Below are 24,237 nucleotides of genomic sequence, written 5' to 3'. Positions count from 1 at the left end.
GGCCCGCAGCAACGCGATACGCTCTTCCACCCGACAGCTCTCCTTGAAGGGCATCGCTCGAATCTCCTGGTGATTCGAGCAAGTTGACCTGTCAGGAATGCTCCCGGTCTATGCTGTCAGGGAACTACCCGGTTCGTACCGACGCGCCACTTCGCCCAAGCGTCACACCAGGCCCCTTGGCTCTGACCTGATTATGAAAGCCGTTCGGGCCCGCCGAACCCACTACAGGAACGACACCCGGAAGTCGTCGCTCCTCGGGAAGGTCGTGACCACGCTGCAAAGCAACTAAGTCACCTATCGTCGCGTCCTGCCAACTCATACGCCCAGCTCCTCAAAGTTCCGGGCGATCTTGGCGGCCAGTTCCGCAGCTTCAGCATTCAGCCCTTCGAGTTCGACGTGGATCTCGCGCAACGTCTCTTCGAAATCGAAGTCCTCGTCCTCCTCTTCCGGTGCGACGCCCACGTAGCGGCCGGGCGTCAGACTCCAATCGTTGGCTTCCAGTTCCTTGAAATCGAGCAGCTTCACGAGGCCGGGCACGTCACGCAGTTTCCCTTCCGGGAAGCGCTCGACCAGCCAATGCGCCTGTCGCCAGAAATAGCGCGGGTGCTTGAGCTGCTCGACCGACGCCTTCCGCACGGCATCCAGCGCCCTTAGCGGATTGCCGCGGCCGTTCGCTTTGCCGGCCTCGACCACCCGCGAGAGCAGCTTGTAGAGATGGTCGGCCTGCTTAATCAGGTCGCGGCTGGCATTCGCCATCGCCTCGGCGTCATCGCAAAACGCTGTCAGGCTCTTCATCGTGCCCTTGGTCTTTTCCCAGGCCTTGCCCAGGCTCTCGACAGTGGAAACGAATGACTCGACGTCCGCGCGGAAGAGCTTCGCCGCTGCCTCCAGCTCTTCAGCCGTCTCCCCCGCCCCGTTCAGCAGGTCGCCCTTGGTGTGGGTGGCGATGGCTTCATCCAACGCCTCCACAAATGCGCTCAGCGGTGCGAACTCGTCTCGCTCGTCGTCCGGTATCGCGTACGCGCCGCTCACCCGGCGTGCCTCGTCCACCGCGCGCTCCAGGTGCTCTTCGAGCAACTCGAAGAAGCGCTCCTGCTGTCCGCGGTAGAGCCACACGATGGCCGTTAGGTTCGCCTGCTGCTCGGGAGAGAAGTCGTAGATCTTGCGCGTCACCTTGCGATAGACGCCGCGCGCGTCGATCATCAGCACCTTATCGGCATGTTCCTTCGCCTTGGCCTTGTCCAGGAACCACAGCTCGCACGGCACCGTGCGTGTGTAGAAAAAGTTGCCGCGGATCGCCATCATGATGTCGACGTGGCCGGCCTTGATCAGCTGCTTCCTGACCTCCGCTTCCCCGCCGCCTGCGCTCGATGCCTGTGACGACATGACGAAGCCGGCGCGGCCGGTCGCAGTCAGGTAGGCGTCGAAATACGAAATCCAGAGATAGTTTCCGTTGCCGACCTTGCCCTTCTTGTTGACGCCGGGCAGGCCGTAGTTGAGACGCGGGTCTTTCTTCGCCTTCTCCGCGTCGACCTCGTCGACGTTGAACGGCGGATTGGCCATCACGAAGTCGCACTTGCCGACGAGCTCGTGCGGCTCCTCGTAATAGCTGATCGCTCGCGCAATATCCCCTTCGAGGCCATGCACCGCCAGGTTCATCTTGGCGAGACGGATGGTCGTCGGGTTCTTCTCCATGCCGTAGAAGGTCACGCGCTCCATTGGGTTCATGTGCATGCGTTCGATGAAGTGTGCCGACTGCACGAACATACCGCCCGAGCCGCAGGCCGGGTCGAGCACGCGGCCGTGCTCCGGCTCGATGACGTTGACGATCATCTGCACCAGCGACACGGGCGTGAAGAATTCGCCTCCGTCGTGTGCCTTCTGGTCGGCAAACTGAGTGAGGAAATATTCGTAGATGCGCCCGAAGATGTCGCCGTTGGCGCGCTTCAGTGCCGGGTCGTTGAACGTGCGCAGCAGCGAACCCAGCACCTCGTTGTCGAGTTCCTGATACTCCTGCTTAGGCAGCGCGCCCTTCAGCGTCTCGTAGTCGGCCTCGATCGAGTCCATGGCGTCGATGATCGCCTTGGCGCGGTCGTTCGCGTCCGTCAGCCCAACCAGGTGGTCGAACTGTGCCTGCGGCTGAAGGAAGATCGCCCCCTTCTGCGAGAAGTCCTCCTTCTTCAGCGGACGTGCCTTGCCGCCGCGCTTCGGCAGCGTCGGCTCGATGGCCTCTTTGACCTTCAGGAACCGGCTGTAGGCATGGCGCAGGAAGATCAGCCCCATGACCGGCATGAAGTATTCGTTGCTGGCGAAGTTGGAGTTCGCGCGCAGGTTGTCCGCGCTCGACCACAGCCGCCGCTCGATTTCGCCGATGTGTTCCAACTGCGTCGATTCCTCTTGTCGTTTGAATTCACTCATGAAAATTAGTTCGCGGGACACCTCTCGGCTCGCGTTGTTCGGCCAAGGCCGACACACTCGATTGTCCGGATTCGTGCCCCAGCGTCAGAATACGCTCTTGAGGCTGCTTTCGCCACCGACCGCATGACGCGGCTGGGCAAAAGATAAGAGCCGGGACAGGTGCCCCGGCTCGTTGTGGCTAGCTCGCTTTGGGAAGCAGCCGTTGAAGGATCGCGTCCTCGACGTGTTGGCGGCTTCGCGCACGGGCAAACTCCTCGCCGTCGAGATAGATGATCCAGTCCGTGTCGTGCGGCTCGTAGCCGTCCAGTGTGAACTGGCCATTCCACTGTGCATTCGGCGGCAGGATATTGACCGTTCCGAGGAAGGTCAGCTCCCCTGCCACGCCGACGTCGTGCAACTGACCGTAGATGAACCCGTATCCGTCCGGCATCGGTTGCAAGTCGAGTCGTATACTCATTCACCCCTCCTCGGCGGTTGGCGGGGCGCACCGGATATGCAGCGCGCCCCTGGGTGATCACCTACTCGTCGCTCTCCTTCGGCTTGCGCAGAACGATGCGGCCGTCGATCGGCAACGCGTCGAGGACGATGTTGAAGCCCTCGCCGCGCTCGTGCGCGAACGCGGCACCGATGCGGAGCCAGAACGGATCGCGTTTCTCTCCGTTGCGGTCGACGCCCCTGTCGCGAACCGTGTATGCGACGAAGTCCGGATTTCCCGTAGCCATGAGGATTCTCCCTATGTTGGCTGTTGAAGGAACTGGAACTCTCAGCGTACCTTTTTTATTCTCCCACGGAACTTGACGCGTGCCTGGTCGTCTTGCCTGCTTTTGCCGGGCATCAGCCGGCATCTTCTTTCAGTCCGGAAAGCCCCCGGCAGATTCGATTTCCATGTTTGCTATCCGGAGCGTACCGGCCACTTCGCGTGTCTCGATGCCGACCAGTTCTCCGAGCAGTTTCAGAGCGTCCGCGAAGTCCGCCTGATCGGGCAGGCCGACGCCCGCTCGCGCGCACCACAGGCTGTAGTCATCAAACGCTGCGTCGAGCGACAGGTCTGCACCGTCCCGGAATCGCAAGCGGGCAACGGCGTAGCGAGCGACGTCGGGTCGGCTCTTCTGCTTGGCGAGCTTGCCGAGCAACGGGTGCAAACCTCCCCTATTCCCTCCGTGGGAAAGCGCCACGAACAGACCAAGGCTCGAACCCAACTCGACCAGGACGGCCAGGAGCACCATCAGGGCATTCGACACTGTGCCTTGTCGCACCCCGGTGAGCCTCGCGAGGATGCCGGCCTGCGGATCGGCATCGTTGACGGCGCCGGCATTCACGTCTTCGAACTGCCTCTCCAGCACAGCGATTTCGTCACGAACGGTCGCGACCGCGCGCGCCCGCGCCAGCTCGCCCTCGGTTTCGTGATAGCCGCGGCAGAACGTCCGACTTTCCGCGACAGTCGCTTCCGTACACTGCCGCGTTCGCTGCCACTTCTGATCGAGACGCAGACCCGCGAGAGCCGCTGCGACGGCATCGACCGGACGCGGCGTGCCAAGCGCATCAAGACGCTGACGGGCCTCCCGCAGTCGGCCTGCAAAACCAGCGTGCTGTTCGATGATGGTCGCCCGAGCCGCTGTCGTGTCCGACCGATTGACCGCTGCAAAGCCGAGGCCCGACGTGAGGCTGTATGCCGTGCACAACGTCCACAGAACCGACGCCGCGAATGCGACCGACCAGTTCCGCTGCGCACACGCCCAGAAGATAAAGAAGGGGGCGGTCGCCTTGAACAGGTCTGCAACGACGCTGACACCGCCGAGCGTCCACTGCGAAAGTTCATCGCGTCCGAGGCTGACGCCGTAGCGCCAGTTCATGGCGCACGACGCTCCCATGAAGCCGAGCGCAAGCGTGGCCCCGACCAGGCTCATAGTTGTTCGCATGTTGTCCGGCTGGCCTCATGCGACGCGAAACTACTTCTTGCGCAGCCGCTCCTTTATTTTGCTCCACACTGCCTGCACTTCGCGTCGACTGCCCGACGCATCGACTTCGGCGCCGGTCTGCCCACTGGTCATCGCGCTGATGAACACATCACGCATCGCGATCGTTTCAGAGAGCACGTCGCCGTCTTCGGCGAGATACTTCCGAGCACCCGCGACCAGATCCTTGTCGACGCCCACCATGTTCAAGACGAAGACGAACGGACGCTTGTGCCGCTTGGCTGCCTTCACGACCGGATCGAGCGCCTCGACGTCGAGCGGCGACGGCCGCGAAGGGACGACGACGAGGTCTGCAACTTTGACCGCCGGCTCGACTGCCGAAAGCGGCATCGGCGGCGTGTCGACGATCACCAGGTCGAAGCCGTTCTCGCTCAACACGTTCACGGCCTCCGCAACCGTATCGATCCCCGTCACCAGAATTGGGTTCCCCGGTCGCCCTCGCAATTCCCACCACCGCGCAAGCGACTGTTGTGGGTCTCGGTCGATGAGACCGACTTTCAGTCCCTCGCCGGCCGCGATAGCCGCCACGCTGGCAGCGACGGTCGTCTTGCCGACGCCTCCCTTGGACGAACAGATACTCAGCGTCCACATTACTCAGCACTCCTGGGCGACATGACCGCCACGTGGTCATTCTGTTCCATTCTCTTCATGACCGTCCAAGGCGCAGAGGGGCGGGCTCGGTCAAGGGTGCGACAGCACCGCGAAGCGGCTTGCCCTTGAGGGAGACCGACCCGGCGCGCACAATGACGGCTCGAAGAGATCACGAGGACTTCTTCCGCGTCGCACCCGTCTTCGTTCCCGTGCGTGCCTTCGCGCTATCCGACGGGGCGTCGCGAAGCGTGCGATACGCATCCCAGGCAGCTTCCATGACTTCGGCCATGGTCATGCCGGTCGCCTGCGCTTCGCGCTGAAGCGCACTCTTGAATTCCTTCGTGACACGTAGGTTCAACTGCTCGGAACGTGATCCAGCGCGAAGGCTCCTGCCGTCCGTGCTTGTGCGCGGCGTCGCTTCCCTGTCCGCGGCAAGGCGTTCGCTAAACTCCCGCTTGCGCTTTCGAAGTTCGTCGATGGAGACGGGGTCAAACTTCATCGCAGGCCTCATCGCTCCCCGGCTTCACGCGCGCACGCGCGCGTTCATCAATCCATTCCTCGACTTCCGAGAGCAACCAACCGACGCGGTTGCTACCGAGCTGCAACCGCTGTGGAAAGTGCCCCGTCTTTTCGAGACGGCGGATGTGCTCAAGGGTGTATGGGATCATCTCGTCGAGTTCGGCCCGATCGATGATGCGCTTAAGGTTTGGCTTTGACATTGGTGGCTTGCTCCTGCCTGTTGGACGCTAGCTATATGCTAGCTATCAGCACCGAGTCAAGCATGACAACGAGCCGCGAACGGGCGCGACGCAGCGTTCGCGACCGCCGATGCAGAGTGTTATTCGTTATTTGGCGCTATGTCGCCAAGTGTGGAGACGTGAGCCGACCAGGCGTCGAGCGCCTCGCGCATCTCGCCGAGGTACTGGAACCGATTATAGACGCCGGCGACCCCGCCAAGGCTGCCCGAAACGTGGTTGAGCAGCCGCTCGACCACATGCGGCAACGTCCCCTGCCGGGCGAGGCCGGTCGCGACCGTTCGCCGTAGGTCGTGCAAGCGCCACGGGTCGATGCCCGCCGCAGCGTCGAGCCGCTGCTTGCACTTCGAGAACCCGGAGAACGATGTGTTCGCGGCACCAACCGACGGGAACACGAACTCGTCGGACAGGCGCGGAACCGAAGCGAGCACCGCGACGGCCGCGTCGGTCAGTGGGACAGTATGCGCCCGCGCTGACTTGTTGCGCTCGGCCGGTATCGACCAGACGCGTTCATCGAAGTCGATGTCGCTCCAGCGCATGTCCGCGACTTCTGTGCGGCGTTGGGCGGTAAGAATAAGGAGTTGGACGATGCGGCCGAACGGGAACCCCGTGGCGTCCGCCGCGCTCCAGACGGCGGCCAATTCCTCATCCGAGAGTACCCGGTCGCGCGACACAACCTTGGACGGCCGCCTGATAGCCATGCACGGGCTCTGATCGACGAGCCCCCGCTCGACGCACCAATTGAAGAACTTTCTGATGGCGGCCAGTGCATGGTTTGCAGCGCTCGGCTTGCCCTCCTTGACGATATCGTCGAGGACGCGAAGGACTTCTGACCGTCCAATGGTCGCGAGGTCGCGCCGCCTCCAACGCGTAACGAAGACCTGCTTAAGGACGCGCTCGGTCTCGCGCCTGGTCGACTCGCGGTTGTGGCGGGCGCAGTGCAGGCGCACGAAGTCGTCGACCGCCACGTCGAACCGCGTCTTGTCTTCGCCGACCTCGACTTCGTCTGCCGGATCTTCGCCGCGCGATACACGGGCGCGCAGCTCGTGGGCATGAGCACGCGCGTCGGCCAGCTTGATGTCGGGGTATCTGCCGATGGTGACGCGGCGCTTCCGGCCATGCTGCCGGTACATATAGACGAACGTCTTGATGCCCGAGGCCGAGACGCGCACGCCGAAACCCGGCGTGCTGCCATCCCAGATTTCCATCCGTTGTGTGCTGTCGCCCCGCAGTTTGCGGAGCTTGAGGTCGGTCAAGGATTCACGGCTCATAGCGACCCTCAGATGCGAATTCTGAAGGCCTTCTGGGTACCACGTGGGTACCACTTTGTCACGTGGTTGGAGGTGAGGGCATATCACCACATATCGCCACATCGCATTGTTTACATTACAAAAATGTCCATTCCGATGAATCTTAAAGTTTCCCTATTTGTTCATGTAGCAGGCTTTTCCTAATCTGAGGGTCGCGCGTTCGAATCGCGCCGGGGTCACCATTGATTTCAATCGGCGTCGGTTCGTGTGCCCGCCTCGTGGCAGGCGCAAAGGCCCCACGACTCATCTACATTGGGGCTGGCAAGGAGCGGCCCCATGGTGATGATCCCACTCCGGTTTTGGGCGTTTGCGCTTTGCCTTTGGGCGGCCGTGAGCGTTCCTGGTGCGCGCGCCGCTGGGGTCGGAACCGGTCTGATCGTGGACGTCGATCCCGGTCTGCAATTGAGCTGCGTCGATACCATCACGTTCTCACCTTCGGCTCAGGAGCTGACGCAACTTGTCACCGGCATCGCCTCGCCGAGTGGTGAGGTCACGCGCCCGTCTTCGGGCGGTTCCGTGAGTGTTTCAGCCTCGCCCGGTGGCTGGTCGGTGACGATCGGCGGCATGGATACCAGCATTCTATCGACCACATACGCGGACGAGGCCCTGGATATGTGCCTCGTCCAGGCCATCGGGTTCCGCTTCGGAAGCTATGTCGTCAGCGCGCAGCTGACCGGCAACACGCTCCTCACCGGCCCCGGCGGCTCCAGCGTCAGCGTGACTTCGGTCGGCGTGCGTCCTGGACATACGACCGGAGCGTATTCCAACCAGTTCTCGGTCAACTGGTTCACTCTCTTCTTCTTTCTCGGCGGCCAGTTCACGGTCGATTTCCGCGTCGTCTTCGACCTCGCCAACGCAGCGCGGACCGGACTGCACTCCAGCACGACCCCCGGGGTGATCCGCGTCACTGCCTCCGCGCCGTGATCGCCTCTTGCACCCGCAAATGGCGGGCCGACATCGTCAAGACGGGTTGCCGCTTGTCAAATTCCTCAACTGTTGATTGCAAAACACGACGAATCCCAATAGATTATTAGGTATCCTTTAACGGTGTTTTGACATGGTCGGCGTGCCATGAACCCTCTGCCTGAGAGGCACTTGATGCGAAGACACCTTACAGCCCTCGCGGCAGCTGCGCTGCTTGCGATGAGCCACACCGGCACAAGAGCGGCCTCGCTCGACATCGATGTCGATATCGAGCTGCCGCAGATCCTCATTCTCTACTGCTACACGGACGTCGACATCGACATCACGGCTGCGGACATGGGCGCCCTCCTGAACACCGGCCTGACGTTCGCGGCGGATGGGACGGGCGTCTCGGCGACGGCGTCCCTGACCGGTACCCCGACGATCGCCGTGAATGGCACGTCGATCACCGCGACACTGAATGCGAACACGTCCACAACGCCAAATCCGGTGCTGACCAGCAAGTCCTTGGCGCTCAACAACGTCTGCGCCATGCGCGGACTGGCGACAGGAACGGTGAGCGTTTCGGCTGCAGGCCTGACGTCGTTCGACAACGGCGCCTCATCGATCACCGTCGGTGCGTGGGCCGCTGGCGGTCCCTATACGGTCGCACTGGGCGGCACACCAACACCGATCAACCTGACGACCACGGCAAACCTCAGCGCTCTTTCCGCTGCTGGTGTCCACCAAGGCGATGACGTGCTGACCGTGACGGCGACACTTCCCTGAGCGCAGCGGACGTCCCGCTGGTTCTTGAACTCAACGGCATGACGTTTGGCGTTGCCGGAAGCCGCTACCAAGGGGCGGCCAAGGAGACGCGTTATGCTCAAGGTTTCGGTCCACGCGGCGTGGGCCTGTGTGACAGCGGTCGTGCTGGCGGCGGTCGCGCTGCAGATGCAGCCGGCGGCTGCCTTCACGATCGGCGTGTCGCCGGCCAGGGTCGAGATCGAACTCGGACCCCGGCCGACGACTCAATCGCTGAAGCTCATCAACTACGGCGACAAGGCGACCACGGTGAACATCCGGGTCGCCAACTTCGATCTCGACGAAAACAACCAGATCCGTGAACTCCCGTCACACGCGGACTCGCTCGACCAATGGATCCTGATCCGTCCTTTGCAGGTCCGGATCGAGGCGGGCGAGACGGCAACCGTGCGTTTTGCCATCCGCCCGTTCACGCGCCCCCAGCCCGGCGAGCACCGGGCGATGATCTTCCTCGAGCAGCAACCGGACCGGGTCCGTGACGGCTCGTCGATCCGGGTCGCCTATCGCCTCGGCGTCGCGGTCTATGCCCAGGCCGGTGACAAGCGGATCGCGAGCGTTGTCCATGGCACGGACGCGACCCCCGAGGCCATTTCCGTCGATGCCGAGGCCCGCGGCAACGCCAGCAGCCGAAGCAGTGGCCACTACCTGGTCTGGCCTGACGAGACGGCGCCACCGGAGGCCGAGGCCCTGGCGATGGTGGCCGCGTTCGCCCGAAGGCCGCCCGCCAGCCAGACGCCGCCCGCAGGCGCCGTCGCCGGCGGGGCCCTCACCTCACTGCCCGTGTTCCCCGGCACGCGCCGGACACTGCTCACACCGTGGTCCACGCCGTTGGAGCCGGGCCGCTACCGCGTTGCCTATTCCGGCACCGTCGGCGAGCGGAGCCTGGGTCGGGTCGTCTCCCTGACGATCCCGAGACGGTGAGACGGTCCGATGCGCATGCTGGTGCGGTTGGAGAGCGACCGGCCGTTGCATAGGGTCCTGGCAATGATGGCCACGGGCCTGTGGTTGCTCTCGAGCATCGAGCCCAGCTTCGCGTTCTCCGATTGTCACGGCGCGCTCACCAGCCTGCGCCCCTTCGAGGTCGAAGAGGCCGCGAGCGTTTCCGCCGAGCCGATCCCAGCACGAGAGATTTTCGGGCCGCCACCCGTCCTCGCCGATCGCATCGCCGGCGCCGCGCCAAGGCTGCCTGTGCCTGTGTTGGCGAAAACCTTGAGCCGCCGTATCGATGGCCTGTGGCGTATGCGCCTGCCGCGCTCGATCGAACCGCGCCGACTGCTGGTCAGGCACGAGCTTTCCGGGAATGAGGGCGTCGCTCTTCAGGAGGCCGGCGGCGCGACGGGGATGAATGCCGTGATCCGCCCGCTTCCGCCACGGGTCATCTGCCGGAACGCGACCGATCAGATCGTCGAGGGGGACGCGGAACTCGTCCTGCGGTTCCACGGTGCTGCGCTTGCCGGACGCTATCATGCGACGATTTCGACCGAAGTCCGCGTGCCATGACGGCCCGAGGCCCGCAAGGTCATCGCCTTGGCACGCTCGCGGCCGGGGCCTTGCTCGCGCAACGTACGCGATGGATCGCGGTCGGTCTCTGGCTCGTTGCGATTTGCCTGCTCGAGGCGCGGCCGGCCTCGGCAACGCCCGAGCCTGACCTGATCGGCCTCGTGATATCGGGCCGTGAAGTGGCGACACTGCTGGTTCTGAACGATGAGCGCCGGCTGTGGCTGCCTCTCGGCGAACTCGCCGCCCACATGTCCGTGACCGTTCTGGATGGCGGCGATGCCGGCGCCCCCACCCGCATCGAGACGCCCCTAGGCACGGTCACGGTTCCAAGCGCCCATGTGTTGGTCGATGCGGGCATCTCCTATGTCGACGAAGCCTACCTCAGCGAAACTCTCAACCTTCGTGTGCACCACGATCGCAATGCCGGAACGCTGGCCATAGACGTTCCCTGGCACGGGCGGCGCCAGTCCGGCGCTGATCACCCCGTGCCCGATATCGAACTGGTTCCGCAGGTCCACCCACAGGCCTACGGCCTTGCCAGCATCCATGGCCGCGTCAGCTATGAACCAATGGGCTCAGGTGTTTCTGGCTTCGACAGCACGCTACGGGCGACCGGCTTCGCCTACGAAGGCGTCTGGCAGGTCGCCTACGATGAGATCTACGGCCAGCGCCGACTCCGCGACGTCTTCTGGATGCGCCAGATCGACGATCACCAGAGTGTGCAGATCGGCCATCAGACCCTCGCGCTCCATCCATTGATGAAGCCCGAGGAGCTGACCGGCGCGCAATGGGCATGGTCGTCTCGACCAGTCGGAACCGAGGGCGCGCACCTCAATTCGGGCGCCTTGCTCGATCGATGGAATACGGCACGACGCTCCTTCCATGGTCGCGGGCCGGTGGGTGGCTTTGCCGAACTCTGGATCAACGGGCTGCTCGTCAGCCGCCAAGACATCGGAATTGACGGCACCTATCGCTTCGAGGATGTCGGGCTCCCAGCGCGTCAGGCCGACATCGAGATCCAGCTTTTCGATCCACACAATCCCTATGCCGCCGCGCGCATCGAAAGGCAGACGCTGGAGCTGTCGGAACTGCTGCTCGACCAAGGCCAGACGACCGTCGTCGTGGCGGCCGGTCACACGGGCAATGCGTTCGCACATCTTTCCCAGGATGCACTCGACGAGGACGATGAGAGCGGTCTGGCAGCGGTCGGTCTCGTCCGTTGGGGGGCGAGCGAGGACCTGACCCTGGAGGCTGGCGCGCGGCTGTCGGAAGACGGGACGACGTTGCTTGCCGGAACAGTTGCGCGCGTCCTGCCCGGTGTGCTCGTCACCGCCGCGGTTGCGCTGGACGAGACGGGACGGATCGGCCACGACGTCGGCCTCACGGCCGAGGGAGATCACTGGCGGCTTCTGGTCAACTCGTTCCGCGGTCTCGGCCGGCATGAGGAGGCATGCGAGGGGGCCGTTGCCGGGCGCGCCTGTTCCCCCGGCAGACGGATCGACCAGGCGACGTTGTCCTACCTGCCCGACGCCGACCTGGAGATCGGTCTCATGGCGCGCCGCGACGAGGACACCAGATATCTGCTGCCGTTCGTCTATTGGCGGCCGGCAAGGAGCGTCTTTGCTCGACTTCGTCCGGACAACACCGGCCACTATCGGTTCGACGCGACGTGGTGGATGAGCCCGACCGACACCGCGCACGCCGACGTTACGGAAGACCTCGCCCGAGCGACGTTCCAGCATCGCTTGCCGGAGAGCGATGTTTCGCTCACTTGGGGCGGTGGCTACAACTTCATCGAGGACGAGGTGGAGGGGCTCGTGGCGCTCGCGGGCAACGACCTCTTGGGGGCGGAGCTCGACTGGCGCATCGCATTGACGGCGCGGCCCTCCGGCCTCGATCTGGAAGGGGCGCTGCGCCGCGAACTGGCGCCCGGAGTCTACGGCTTCCTGGAGGCCAGCACATCCCGCTTGGCCGTGTATGGAGACGAGGCTGGCGGGATGGGCGCATTGCGCGGCGATGCCGAGACGCAAGTGCGTATCGGCCTGTCGTTCGACCTCGGTTTCACCGATGGCGGGCAGGTCGTTGCCGCAGTCGGGAGCGGCGTGCGCGCGGATGCCGGGCGCCTGGCGGGCGTGGTTGCCCCTGATGCCGCATCCGCCGATCTCTCCGACATCCCGATCCTCGTCGACGGGACCATCGCTGGACGTACGCGATCGGATGGCAGCTTCCTCATCGACGGGGTCCGTCCCGGCAATCGGATCGTCTCCTTCGACGACGAGCGGTTGCCACTCGAGCACGTCGCCGAGAAGCGATCCATCGTCGCCAGGGTCGCCCCGGGTGCGGTGACGAGCATGACCTTCGAGACGACCATTCTGTACGGCGCGGCGGGCCAGGTCACGACTGCGGCCGGCAAAGCGTTTCAGGACGTCGAGGTCGTGATCGCGGCAACGGACGGGACCGAGGCGGGCCGGGCCCGGACCAATCAGTTCGGTTACTTCCGGGTCGACAACCTGCCAACCGGCACCTACGAGGTCCGGGTTACGGAGCGTGAGCAAACGCTTGCACGCCAATCGTTCGATGTGAGGGACGATTTCGTCTTCGGGTTGGAAGTGCGAGTGGCCCGCTGAACCTCGGTCGAACCGCCTCCACCGGAGGCCCATTCGTTTTGGTTGGGCGGCGATCCTCGGGGCCGCCGGGCCGACGCGATGGTCGGCATCGGCTTTCCGGGACCGCGGCGAGGGCAAGTGCGCGGCCCGCCAGCGCCCTTCTCGATTGTCATCGCTTCAGCGTCAACTCGATGATGCGGCGGGCGTAGTCGAGCGTCGGCCCCTCCCAATGCGGCGACAGGCGACCGCCGTCATAGCCTGGGCAGCGCCGCCCCTGCTGCATGCCTGCAAGGATCGAAATGTCCTCGTTGTTCAGGTCCTCCCACATCTTGAGGACCTCGGCGCGCGCGTCGGCGTAGCGCGCGCCCGTAGCGGCTTCCTCGCCGATCAGGAACACGTGAAGCTCTTCGCGGCAGCGGTCCGGGCCCTCGGGATAGGCGACCAGGACCGTGAACTGATCGGGGAACACCTCGACGGCGAAGTGCGGCATGGTCAGGAACCATGTTCCCGTGTGCGTGGCCTCACCGACGAGGCCGGGGTAGTGGGGAAGTCCCTCGCCGCGACCGGGCTCGACCTCGGCAAAGCGATAGCCATTGACGAAGGTGTTTCCGATCCATGCGCCAGGTATCCGCGCCTCCATTGGAGCGAACTTCAAGAGGCGCGGATGAAGAGCAAAGACGTGATAGCCCTCCATGTAGTTTTCGTAGACGAGCTTCCAATTGGCCTCGACTTCGAAGTCGATCTTGCCCGCCCAGCGAATGGCGGCCAGGTCGTAGCCCGCCAGCGAGTCCACAACCGGTTGCATCCAGCTTTCCAGCGGTTCGGCCGAGCCCGAAACATTGACGAACAAGCAGCCGTAGAACTCCGAAAGCCGAACCGGGATCAGGTCGAGAGTGGAGCCGCCGCCCTCACGGAAGGTCTCGCCACGATTCGGCCCGTGGAAATGGGGGCGCGCGCGGAGCCGGCCGTCGAGACCGTAGCTCCAGGAATGGTAGGGGCAGGTGAGCGTCGTTTTGCGGCAGGGCTCGGTTGCCAGCTGCATGCCCCGGTGCCGGCAGACGTTCTGGAAGGCGCGGATCGCGCCGTCCCGTCCATGGACGATGAGAATCGGAACCCCACCGACCTCGATGGGCTTCACGTCGCCCGGTTCGGGGACCTCGGCACGCGCTCCGGCAAAAACCCAGGCGCGACGAAAAATGCGCTCCTGCTCGAGTTCGAACCATTCGCGGGACCAATAGGCGGCGTTCGGCAACCCGGCCGCCTCCTCGATCGGCCGAAAGACCTGCGCAAGCCCCTCGGCACCGAGGATCCGCCGCGCCTGTTCCACGATCGCGGGGTCGTGCATCAGATCACCGCCCATCACCACCTCCGAGCCATTCTCCACGGCCGATATTTGACTCATGGGCAAAAAAATGCAACGAATTTTTTCCAAGATGGCTTCCCGATGGCTGCAACCCAAGAGTTCGGTGGCTGCAACCCAAGAGCTAGAGAGCAAGCAATGCGGACAACGGCGCGGGTGGTGGTGATCGGCGGCGGCAACATGGGAGCCTCCGTGCTCTACCATTTGGCGCGTGAGGGCTGGACCGATTGCGTCCTGATCGAGAAGGGCGAACTCACCTCTGGCGCCACGTGGCACGCGGCCGGACTCGTCAGCCGGATGACGGCGGGCCATGCGCTCGGGCTTTGTCACGACTATGCGGTCGACCTCTACAAGCGCCTCGAGGCCGAGACCGGACAGGGTGTGAGCTGGCACGGCTGTGGCTCGCTGCGCGTTGCCGCAACCACCGCTCACCGGGACTGGCTGATGCACACGCGCGACGCGGTGCTGGCGCGCGGCGTCGAGTGCCGATGGATCGGGCCTGAAGAGGTGCGGGCATTGAACCCGCTCTACGACGTCTCGCAGATCGTCGGGGCAATCCACACGCCCGATGACGGGCACGTCGATCCGTCAGGGACCTGTAACGCCATGGCGAAGGGAGCGCGGCTTCTCGGGGCCGAAGTGATCCGCCATTGCCGAGCGACCGGCGTGACGCGGGCGCCTTCGGGAGAGTGGGAGGTCGCCACGGAGCACGGGACGATCCGCTGCGAGCATGTCGTCAACGCCGGCGGCTACCACGCACGCCGCATCGGTGCCTTCACGGGTCTCGACCTGCCGATCACGCCGATGCAACACCACTACGTCGTAACCGATGCCGTGCCGGAATTCGCCGAGATGGACCACGAGATCCCCGTCACGCGCGACGACCACTTCACGGGCTACGTCCGCCGCGAGCAGGCCGGCGCGTTGATTGGGCTCTACGACACTCACGACGCCGTCGCAAAGTGGCGCGAGGGCTGCCCGTGGGAGTCGGAGAACGAGCTTTTCGAACCCGACTTCGACCGGATCACGCCTTGGCTGGAGAAGTGCTTCGAGCGGTTTCCGGCGTTGGCCAAGCGCGGCCTCAAGCGCATCGTGAATGGCGCCATCACCTACACGCCGGACGGCCATCCGCTGGTCGGTCCGGCACCTGGACAGCGCAACAGTTGGCTTTGCTGCGGCGCGACCGTCGGAATCGCCTGGGGACCGGGCCTGGGGCGGGCGCTCGCACAATGGATCGTACACGGCGCGGCGGAAATCTCGATGCGGGGCTTCGATCCGCGCCGCTTCGGTGTCTGGGCCAACGAGGGCTACGCCCATGATCGCGCGCGTGAGAACTACATGACTCGCCTCTCGCTCCCCTTCCCGCAGGACCAGTACGAAACCCGCCGCGGCATCCGCCTCTCCGGCGCGCACGACCGAACGACAGCGCTCGGCGCGGTATATGAGGAAGCCGGTGGCTGGGAGCGCCCACGACTTTTCGCGCCCGCCTGGAATGGCGCGGAGCCGAAATCCTGGCGGCGCGGTGCGCCCGAGGCCGTCGCGCAGGCAGAGGCGCGATCGGTGCGCGCCGGGGTCGGGCTCGCCGACCTCTCCGCCTTTTCGAAATTCGAGATCACCGGTGCCGGGGCGCAGGCATATCTCGACCGCCTCTGTGCCAACCGCATCCCGCGCGCCGTCGGCGGAACCTGCCTCACGCTCTTGCTCAACGAACGTGGACTGATCGAGGGCGAGGCGACCGTCGCACGGCTTGGCCCGGAACGGTTCTATATGGTGACAGGCGCACCGTCCGAGCGCCGTGTCTGGGACTGGATCACGCTCCATCGTCGCGGCGACGAGGAGGTGACGCTGAGAAACCTTTCGGATGCCATCGGGATCCTCGTCGTGGCGGGCCCTAATGCGCGTGCGGTGCTCGGCGCCTGCACCGGTGCCGCGCTCTCGAATGCCGCCTTCGGCTGGCTGAGGGCACGCGAGATCGAGGTGGCTGGCGTTCCCGTGATCGCGCTCCGCCTCTCCTTTTCCGGCGAGCTGGCCTGGGAGCTGCACGCGCCGAACGACCGGTTGGATAGGCTCTGGGATGCTCTCTGGCACGCGGGTCGGGCCCATGGGATCGTCCCCTTCGGCTCGAAGGCGCTGGACTTGATGCGCATGGAAAAGGCCTATCGCGGGGGGCACGAGTTGGCGGGCGATGCCTCGCCGGTTCATGTCGGGCAATTGCGTTTCGTGCGGTTCGACAAGCCCTTCATCGGTCGCCAAGCGGTGACCGAGAGAGCCAGCCGCGGCGAAACTTCGGTGCTCACCTATCTCGCCGTCGACTGCGCCGACGTGGACCCGATCGGCGGCGAGGCGGTGTTCCTCGACGGCAGCGTCGTTGGCTCGGTGTCCTCCGCCGCGCGCGGTCCGACGAGCGGCCGAACGCTCGCCTTCGCATATTTGCGATCGCACGCCGCCGTACCCGGCACGCGTCTCGCCGTCTCGGTGCTGGGCGACATGCGACCCGCCACACCACTGGCAGAAGCCGTTTTCGACCCCGGCAATCTGCTCCCCAAGGCCGACACCGAGGAGGCCGCTGATGTCTGATGCGCCAAGGTCGGTCGCCGCGGACCGATACGCTGGTATCGGCCCCGGCCCCTGCCGAGCGGTGAGGGCGCAGGCGCTGCGTCGGACGGAGGCTACTGCATGACCCTGCCCACCAAGATGCGCACCGTCATCCTCACGGGCCATGGCGGCCTCGACCGGCTCGAATACCGCGACGACTGGCCGGTGCCGCGCCCCGGACCAGGTGAGGTGCTGATCCGCATCGCAGCCTGTGGCCTCAACAACACCGACATCAACACGAGGACCGCGTGGTATTCGGAGCCGGTAACCGAGGGCATCACCGATGCCGGTGCCAAGGCCGGCTTCGCACAAGCCGACGCTGCGTCGGGCAGTTGGACCGGACGGCCGCTCACCTTCCCGCGCATCCAGGGCGCCGACGTCGCCGGGCGGATCGCAGACGTCGGTTCGGGCGTCGACCGGGCACGGATCGGCGAGCGGGTTATCGTCGATCCCTGGCTTCACGGTGATGGCGATTGGTGGGAGCCGTCGAACACTGGCTATTTCGGTTCCGAATGCGACGGTGGATTTGCGGACTTCACGACGGTGCGCGCATCGAATGCCATCGCGCTCGATACGCGCTTCACCGATGCCGAGCTTGCGAGCTTCCCAACCGTACTGACGACCGCGGAGCACCTCGTCTGGCGCACGCACCTCCAGCCCGGCGAGACCGTCGTGATCACCGGCGCCTCAGGCGGTGTCGGCACGACCGCTATCCAACTCTGTCGCCTGCGCGGCGCCCGCGTCATCGCCGTTGCCGCGGCGGCAAAGGGCATAGCGCTCGAGGCTCTCGGCGCCGACGTCGTTGTCGACCGGGTGACGCCCGATCTGGAAGCTGCGATACGCGCGGCGGCGGGCGGTCCCGTCGACGTTGTCCTGGACGTGGTTGGGGGAACGATGTTCGAGGCCCTGGTCGGGGCCCTGCGCCCGCGCGGACGCTATTCGTCCTCTGGCGCGATCGCCGGACCGATCACGCGTTTCGATCTCCGCACGTTGATCTACAAGGATCTCACCATGACGGGCGCGACGATCACGCCGCCGGGCATGTTGCGGCGCGCGGTGCGGCTGATCGAGCGCGGTGCCCTGCGACCGATTCTGGCGGCGACTTTCCCACTTCGCGACCTGGCCCGCGCACAGGAGGCTTTCATATCCAAGCGCCATATCGGAAACATCGTCGTCACCATGGACTGAGGCTCGCCCGCTCCCATTGCGCAACGGCGAGACGGCGCTGGCCTACGCCAACCAGCGCGATTGTGAGGTCGAGGCGATGCGGAAGGCGCCCGCGCCACGCGCACCCGATTGGCGAGTTCCTGCTCGACGGCTGTGATCTGGACACCGACAAATCGTGTCGAACAGGGGCGGCGGTCTGCAAACGGCACCATGCGTCAGCCGGCGCGGATCGCGTGAACCCGCGCGTGAGCCGGACCGGGGTTCGCGGTGTCGGCGGGGCGTGCTATCCGAGGAGCGTTGCCGGAGACAAGCGAGATGAACGCCAAAGCAGAACATTCCACCGGGCGGCAGGGGATCGAAGAGCAGGAAGCCGGCCGCCTCTCGCCTCCCTCGCTCGGGGACGAGATACGCGCCCTCCGCCGGACGCTCGGGCTCACTCTCGATGGGCTCGCCGCCCAGGCGGGCTTGTCCACGGGCTTTCTCAGTCTCGTCGAACGTGACCGCAAGCGGCCCTCGCTCGCGGCGCTCCAACGCATCAGCGCTGCGCTCGGCGTGGAGATCGGATGGTTTTTCCCGCCACACCCGAGCGACGATCCGCTCGAGCGCGCGAGCGTCGTGCGGAAAGGGTTCCGCCGCCGGATCGACTATTCGCGGCTGAGCGGTTCGGACTATCTCGGGGAGCGCGACTATCTACTGTCACCCTCCATAGACGGGGCGCTGGCGCTCACGATGATGGTATTCGATCCGGGTGGGCACTCTGGCGACGATTTGATGTCCCACGAGGGCGAAGAAGCAGGCTATGTCCTGTCCGGAACGCTGCGGCTCGAGCTTGCCGACGGCGCATTGACGCTCGAGGCCGGAGACAGTTTCGGGTTCGTCAGTTCGACGCCGCACCGCTACGTCAATCAGGGCGAAGACGAACTCCGCATCCTGCTCGCCAATACGCCGGTAATCATGTCTCCACGACGACCGGCAACCGAGGCTTGACGCTGGATCGAGCGAACTTGGCCCCGCTCGAGGAGCGGTGCGCGCCGGGCGGAAATGCCATGCGGGCCTTTCCTGCCCGTAGTCTGTCCCGGCGAGGGGCAGGTCAGTTGCCCGCTTCAGAGCCTGACGATCTCCCCGACCGCCTCCTCGAGTTCGCCCCGGCCGATTGCCTCCGAGAGGGCCGTCAACTCGCCGTGCAGCGGGCGATCCTCGCCGAGCCGGTGGACGTATCGGCGCACGAATGCGGCCGCGCGCGCAATGGCGGCCGGCGCCCCGCCGGAAAGGTTGCGCTGTTCGACGGCTTCGACCGCGATCGCCAACTCGAGTGCCGCGAGCAACTGGCAGTTCGCGGTCGCCACCATGAGTTTTTCTCCGGCCTCGAGCGAATGGGTGAGTGCGTCCTCGACTCCGTCGGAACAGATGCTCGGCCAGATCGCAACGGGCACTGCCGCCGACTGAACACGCACCAGCAGCGACTCTGCGAGCTTGAGATGAGGAGCAAAACCATTGCTGTGCGCTCCAGGCACGGCGAGATACATCGGCAAATCCGTAAAGCGCGTGGACAGCAGCTTGGCGATCCGCGCGACCTCGAGCGCGGCGGCAAAAAGGAGGGCACGCACCGGATGCTCGAGAGCGAGTGTCAATTGCGGATTGTGGTAGTTGCCGCTCGAGACGACCTCGCCCGAGGCGATGAGCACGGCCGGGTTGTCCGTTGCCCCATTGATCTCCATCGTCACGAGTGCCCGGCTCGCTTTGACGGCCGAGAGGAGCGCGGCATGGACTTGCGCGATGTTGCGCAGCGAGAGCGGGTCCTGAAGACGGCGAGCATTTCGCGAATCCTCGAGCGCGCTGCCTGCCATGATGGCGCGCAAGTGTCGTGCGATTTCCGCCTCCCCCGGCTGCGGTCGCAGGGCCAGCACGTCCTCGCGCAAGGGGGTGAGGTTGGCGCGGAAGGCCTCCAGCGAGACGGCAGCGGCAACCTGAAGGGCGTGCATCACGCGTGCCGCCCGCGCCAGCCCGAGCGCTGCGGTGGCAACGGAAAGGCCATCGTGTCCGCAGAGCGCGAGGCCGTCTCGCGGGCCGAGCACGAGTGGTGGGACGCCCGCGAGCGCCAGCGCCTCGTCGGCCGCGAGGATGTGCCCTTGCGCGTCCTGCATCCGCCCGTTGCCAATGAGGGCATTGCCCATCACCGCACCGACCAGGAGGTCGCTCGCTCCGATCGACCCGATTCCGCCGACAACGGGTGTGAGGCCGGCATTGACCGTCGCGGCGAGATGGTGGGCCACCGCCGGACTGGCCCCGCTCGCCCCGGTCAGCAGCGAGTTGGCGCGCACCACCATCGCCGCCCGCACGACCTCGCTGGCGAGCGGCGCGCCGAGCGACTGTGCCCGCCCTTGGAGCGTGCGCACGGAAAATTCGGCCAACTCCGCCTCGCCGAGCGTTTCCTCGACGCGCGTGCCGAGGCCGGTCGTGACACCGTAGATCGCAATCCTGTCCCTGATCGCGGTTTCGATGACCCGGCGCGTCGCGGCCATGCGCGCGAGGCCCGCCTCCTCGAGCGCGATGCGCGAGCCCACTCGCGAGGCGATTTCGAGTTCATCGATGGTGAGGCCGTCGCCTCGAAGGGTGATGCACTTGCCGTTGGTTGCCATGGCGGGAGCCGTTCCGAATGCGCTGCCGAATGCGGTGAGCGCGCGCCAGCACTTGGACCGGCTCACGGCGGCGGGCCAGACTAGACCGCGTCAGGGTTTCGTCAAGCAGCGCAGGCAGGTTTTCACCGGGTGGTCCCGACCGGGCCACCTCGCAAGCGCTCTCGACGCCAGGTAGGGTCAAGGCAACGGTGTGAATTCATCGCCCCGGAGCGTTCGCGCGGCGATGGTGGATTACAAACCCCGCCCGAGGGCGTAAGCTCCTCCTGCCGGGGGGTGCCACGGACCGCAGGAGCGGCAGGCACGGTCTCCCGACATCGGCCCCGGAGTTTCGGGGGCGGACGGAGGATGTGATGGCGAAGTACATGTGGACTGGCAGCTACACGGCCGAGGGAACGAAAGGCGTGATCGCCGAGGGCGGATCGGCGCGCCGGGCTGTCGTCGAGAAAATGCTCGCATCGATGGGCGGCAAACTCGAGACCTTCTACTTCTCTTTCGGTTCCGACGATGTCGTCATCATCGTCGATGCTCCGGACAACGTGAGTGCCGCCGCGGTGGGATTGACGGTTGCGGCCTCAGGTGCCGTCAGGGGCAAGCTCACCGTGCTGCTGACCCCCGAGGAGATCGATCGAGCGGCCAAGAAGACACCCGTCTACAAGAAACCGGGAGCATAAGAGAGCATGACACTGACCAGTGACCCGGGGCGGCATCATGCCGCGCCCGGGCTCTGGTCATCGCTGAACGAGCAGGGCGGCCACTTGCGACCGCCCTGGTGCCGCCGGATCATGCGTGGCGTCGCGCGATGTCGAACGCCGACGCCGCAGAAAACCATGCCTACGCGTCCGGTTCCGCGAACGCCGATCCGACGCTAGCTGCGCTTGACCCCGAACATTTTACTCTCGGCAGCCTTGACGAACAGGTTGGCCAGGGCATCGTCGATGTTGTCGGGGGTGAACCGCGGAGCCATGTTGCGGAACTTACAGGAGGCGAGCACCTGCTCGATGACGAACTTCGGCTGAAAATAGGCCAATGGCGCGTCGTGGGACCTCACGCCGGCGATGACCCGCTCGATGACGCCGTTCGCGAGTTGCAGACCGTTCTTTGCCGCCATGTTCTTGAAAACCTCCCGGAACAGGTCCTCCGGCGGCTCCACCGTCTCGAGCTTGTAGCTGATCCGGCGCTGGAAGGCGGGGTCCATGAGATCGTTGGGATGGAGGTTCGTCGAGAAGATGACGACCTCGTCGAACGGGATCATCGCCGTTTTACCGGTGTGCAGCGCGAGATAGTCGACGCGGCTGTTCAACGGCACGATCCAGCGGTTGAGGATTTCCTCCGGCTTGGCGCGCTGACGGCCGAAGTCGTCGATGAGGAAGGTGCCGTTCAGCGCCTTGATGTGCAATGGCGCTTCGTAGAACTTGGCGATCGGATTGAATTTCAGGTCAAGCATCTCGATCGTCAGTTCGCCGCCCGTGACCACCATCGGCCGGTGGCACGCGACCCAGCGCGGATCGAGACGGCTGCGGCGCAGGCCCGAGAGGCCCGATGCCGCAGGCGTATCGTCCACCACCCGGTGCACCGTGGGGTCGAAGACCTTCATGATCTCCCCGTTGATCTCGACACAGTGCGGGACATAGATGATGTTCTCGAACACCTTGCCGACGATCTCGGCGATCGTCGTCTTGCCGTTCCCGGCCGGACCATAGATGAGTATGGCGTTGCCGGAGTTGACCGCCGGCCCCAGGCGATCGAGGAAGCGATCGGGAATGACGAAACCGGAGAATGCCTCCACCAGCTTGTCGCGTGAGACGACCTCGTTGGTGATGCGCTGGAGCTGTATGCGCTCCTGGTAGGCCTCGAGCGAGACCGGCGCCGGTCCGAAATACTGTCCCCGGCTCAGCGCATCGGCCGCCCATTCGCGCCCGGCCCGCGTCAGCGTCAGACGGATTTCGCTTCGCGCGTTCTCACCGGTCGCCGAAGCCAGCGTCTGGACGAGCTTGCGATCGGTCGCGGCCTTGAGGAGTTGGTCCACCACCGTGTTGGACAGCTTCGTGACCCGCGCGAGCTGCGACGCGGTTTCGATGTTCTCCGTGTACATGCCCTTGATGAGCAGCTCGAGGAGCAGCACGTGGTCGATGCCGGTGCCGGCGACGGTGGTCGGCATCTGCGGCGCCGCCATCAGAACCTCGTCGATCTGCTCCTTGGCGAGGATGCCGAGGGCCACCAGGCTGTCGCCGATGCGCCCGCCGTTCGCGCGTTGATGACTGATGGCCCGCTCGACGTCCTGCGCCGATGCAAGGCCTTTCGCTACCAGCAGACTGCCGATGTTCATGCCTGGATGCCCCTCGCACTGATTGTGTCGAGGGGACCGTACGCGCACGGGGTAAAAGAAAGTTCGCCGTTCAGAAAGAAAAGTGCGGGAGCGGAGCCCGACCGCGCGCGACTGCTCCGAGGCGCCGGGCGGCGACCGCGTGCGGGCGTGAGGCTCAGATGTCCAGCTCCGACTGGTCGTCGCGCTCCTCGCGGGCGGCTTGCTTGAAGCCACGCTCGATGAGCGGGATCTGCGGCGCCTTGCCGGCGAACAAGTCCTCGATCGTGAAGAGCTGGATCTTCGGCACCTTCTTGCCGACGCCACTGTCGTAGAGGCCGGCAGCCGCCGCTTCCCTTCTCATCGGTTCGGTCGGCGGCTCGAGGGAGATGTAGACGCCGACCTTCGCGCGTTCGCGGTCGACGACGGCGATCAACTCGCGGATGTCCTTGACGCCAACGCCGCCCCCTTTGACGGAGACGATGGCTTTTTCGACGGTTTTCGGGCCGGATCGAAAGAAGATGTGTCCGTCGATCCCGCCGTCGGCGCCTTTTTTCTTACCGCCGAAGGGGACCGCATCAACGAGCGAGACCGCCCACCACTGGAACTGGTATTTGTCACGGGCTGCGAGGTCGCGCGCGCCGTCGAGATCCTTGGGCGTGCCGTGGACCTCGAACTTGATTTCGGGAAACGCATCCTTGAGCCGCTTTTCGATTAGCGAGATGGAAAGGTGCGTGATGTCGATGCCGATCCACTGGCGGCCGAGCTTTTCGGCGGCATGCACTGTGGTGCCGCAGCCGCAGAACGGATCGAGGACGATATCGCCGGGGTTGGAGGAGGCGGAGAGGATGCGCTCGAGAAGCGCGACGGGCTTTTGCGTGGGATAGCCGAGGCGCTCTTGGGCTCTTGCATTGACGGGCGGTATATCAGTCCAAACAGTCGTTACGACCGATCCTTTTTGTTCATCAAGATACCTTTTGAACCTCGGTCGCTTTGAAGTGTCGAGTGTGCCGTCACCATGCGTTGGATACCAGATGAGACCCCTAGCGTCGTATTCGGCCATGGTTTCTTTTGAAAACCTCCAGCCCATGGCAGGAGGCGGAAAACCCTTCCATTCGTAAGTCATATTCGGGCGAGGGGAGGGGCTGAGGATGGAAGTTAATTGGTACGAACCGGGTAGTTCCCTGACAGCATAGACCGGGAGCATTCCTGACAGGTCAACTTGCTCGAATCACCAGGAGATTCGAGCGATGCCCTTCAAGGAGAGCTGTCGGGTGGAAGAGCGTATCG

21 protein-coding genes are annotated in these 24,237 nt (G+C 64.9%); 9 read left to right on the top strand and 12 right to left on the bottom strand.

Annotated features, from left to right (window positions below; genetic code table 11):
• Nucleotides 1-315: 315 nt before the first annotated feature.
• From GC150_17690 to GC150_17655, 8 genes are all read right to left on the bottom strand, one after another.
• Nucleotides 316-2,418: an N-6 DNA methylase gene (locus tag GC150_17690; GenBank protein ID MBI1386739.1), complete on the bottom strand. Its 2,103-nt coding sequence runs from the start codon at nt 2,416-2,418 to the stop codon at nt 316-318.
• Between the two features lie 178 nt (nt 2,419-2,596).
• On the bottom strand, nt 2,597-2,875 hold the full coding sequence (locus tag GC150_17685; GenBank protein ID MBI1386738.1) for a hypothetical protein: 279 nt from the start codon (nt 2,873-2,875) through the stop codon (nt 2,597-2,599).
• Nucleotides 2,876-2,936: 61 nt separating this feature from the next.
• Entirely contained in the window at nt 2,937-3,140 is a 204-nt protein-coding gene (locus tag GC150_17680; GenBank protein ID MBI1386737.1) for a hypothetical protein, read from the bottom strand.
• A 129-nt stretch (nt 3,141-3,269) separates the two neighbouring features.
• The gene (locus GC150_17675) at nt 3,270-4,271 is read right to left on the bottom strand and encodes a hypothetical protein (GenBank protein ID MBI1386736.1); all 1,002 of its coding nucleotides are present in this window, start codon (nt 4,269-4,271) and stop codon (nt 3,270-3,272) included.
• Nucleotides 4,272-4,367: 96 nt separating this feature from the next.
• Nucleotides 4,368-4,985: an AAA family ATPase gene (locus GC150_17670; protein ID MBI1386735.1), complete on the bottom strand. Its 618-nt coding sequence runs from the start codon at nt 4,983-4,985 to the stop codon at nt 4,368-4,370.
• Nucleotides 4,986-5,154: 169 nt separating this feature from the next.
• Complete coding sequence (locus tag GC150_17665) at nt 5,155-5,484, bottom strand: hypothetical protein (protein ID MBI1386734.1); 330 nt, start codon at nt 5,482-5,484, stop codon at nt 5,155-5,157.
• Nucleotides 5,474-5,704 carry an AlpA family phage regulatory protein gene (locus GC150_17660; protein ID MBI1386733.1) on the bottom strand — a complete coding sequence of 77 codons (231 nt, stop codon included), beginning with the start codon at nt 5,702-5,704 and terminating at the stop codon, nt 5,474-5,476. Before GC150_17660 ends, GC150_17665 begins: the two co-directional genes overlap by 11 nt.
• A 119-nt stretch (nt 5,705-5,823) precedes the next feature.
• Complete coding sequence (locus GC150_17655) at nt 5,824-7,113, bottom strand: tyrosine-type recombinase/integrase (GenBank protein ID MBI1386732.1); 1,290 nt, start codon at nt 7,111-7,113, stop codon at nt 5,824-5,826.
• Between the two features lie 213 nt (nt 7,114-7,326).
• Here GC150_17655 and GC150_17650 point away from each other — a divergent pair, with 213 nt between their 5' ends.
• From GC150_17650 to GC150_17630, 5 genes are all read left to right on the top strand, one after another.
• A complete protein-coding gene (locus GC150_17650; protein ID MBI1386731.1) occupies nt 7,327-7,974 on the top strand; it encodes a hypothetical protein in 648 nt (215 codons plus the stop codon).
• A 174-nt stretch (nt 7,975-8,148) separates the two neighbouring features.
• A complete protein-coding gene (locus GC150_17645; GenBank protein ID MBI1386730.1) occupies nt 8,149-8,742 on the top strand; it encodes a hypothetical protein in 594 nt (197 codons plus the stop codon).
• A gap of 141 nt (nt 8,743-8,883) precedes the next feature.
• Nucleotides 8,884-9,699 carry a hypothetical protein gene (locus tag GC150_17640; protein ID MBI1386729.1) on the top strand — a complete coding sequence of 272 codons (816 nt, stop codon included), beginning with the start codon at nt 8,884-8,886 and terminating at the stop codon, nt 9,697-9,699.
• 63 nt (nt 9,700-9,762) lie between these two features.
• On the top strand, nt 9,763-10,278 hold the full coding sequence (locus GC150_17635; protein ID MBI1386728.1) for a hypothetical protein: 516 nt from the start codon (nt 9,763-9,765) through the stop codon (nt 10,276-10,278).
• Nucleotides 10,275-12,905 carry a hypothetical protein gene (locus tag GC150_17630; GenBank protein MBI1386727.1) on the top strand — a complete coding sequence of 877 codons (2,631 nt, stop codon included), beginning with the start codon at nt 10,275-10,277 and terminating at the stop codon, nt 12,903-12,905. The genes GC150_17635 and GC150_17630 overlap by 4 nt, the downstream gene beginning before the upstream one ends.
• Nucleotides 12,906-13,053: 148 nt before the next feature.
• Here GC150_17630 and GC150_17625 read toward each other — a convergent pair whose 3' ends face one another.
• Nucleotides 13,054-14,448, bottom strand: a complete 1,395-nt coding sequence (locus GC150_17625) for a Rieske 2Fe-2S domain-containing protein (protein ID MBI1386726.1) — start codon at nt 14,446-14,448, stop codon at nt 13,054-13,056.
• Between GC150_17625 and GC150_17620 the strand changes: the two genes are divergently transcribed.
• From GC150_17620 to GC150_17610, 3 genes are all read left to right on the top strand, one after another.
• Nucleotides 14,383-16,821: an FAD-dependent oxidoreductase gene (locus GC150_17620; GenBank protein ID MBI1386725.1), complete on the top strand. Its 2,439-nt coding sequence runs from the start codon at nt 14,383-14,385 to the stop codon at nt 16,819-16,821. The genes GC150_17625 and GC150_17620 overlap by 66 nt on opposite strands.
• Nucleotides 16,822-16,920: 99 nt before the next feature.
• Complete coding sequence (locus GC150_17615) at nt 16,921-18,027, top strand: zinc-binding dehydrogenase (GenBank protein MBI1386724.1); 1,107 nt, start codon at nt 16,921-16,923, stop codon at nt 18,025-18,027.
• A gap of 294 nt (nt 18,028-18,321) precedes the next feature.
• Nucleotides 18,322-18,993 (top strand): cupin domain-containing protein, encoded by a 672-nt coding sequence (locus GC150_17610; protein MBI1386723.1) that lies wholly within the window; start codon nt 18,322-18,324, stop codon nt 18,991-18,993.
• 116 nt (nt 18,994-19,109) lie between these two features.
• Here the strand turns inward: GC150_17610 and GC150_17605 are convergent, their stop codons facing one another.
• Nucleotides 19,110-20,645: a hypothetical protein gene (locus tag GC150_17605; protein MBI1386722.1), complete on the bottom strand. Its 1,536-nt coding sequence runs from the start codon at nt 20,643-20,645 to the stop codon at nt 19,110-19,112.
• 350 nt (nt 20,646-20,995) lie between these two features.
• Between GC150_17605 and GC150_17600 the strand changes: the two genes are divergently transcribed.
• Nucleotides 20,996-21,316: a GYD domain-containing protein gene (locus tag GC150_17600; protein MBI1386721.1), complete on the top strand. Its 321-nt coding sequence runs from the start codon at nt 20,996-20,998 to the stop codon at nt 21,314-21,316.
• Between the two features lie 194 nt (nt 21,317-21,510).
• On the opposite strand, the gene GC150_17595 is transcribed toward GC150_17600, so the two are convergent.
• Nucleotides 21,511-22,971 (bottom strand): ATPase, encoded by a 1,461-nt coding sequence (locus GC150_17595; protein MBI1386720.1) that lies wholly within the window; start codon nt 22,969-22,971, stop codon nt 21,511-21,513.
• 154 nt (nt 22,972-23,125) lie between these two features.
• Entirely contained in the window at nt 23,126-24,154 is a 1,029-nt protein-coding gene (locus GC150_17590; GenBank protein MBI1386719.1) for a hypothetical protein, read from the bottom strand.
• Between the last annotated feature and the right edge of the window lie 83 nt (nt 24,155-24,237).

The sequence above is a fragment of the Hyphomicrobiales bacterium genome, assembly GCA_016125495.1.
In the GTDB taxonomy this organism is placed as follows: domain Bacteria; phylum Pseudomonadota; class Alphaproteobacteria; order Rhizobiales; family RI-29; genus RI-29.
This window is presented reverse-complemented; position numbering and strand designations above follow the sequence as displayed.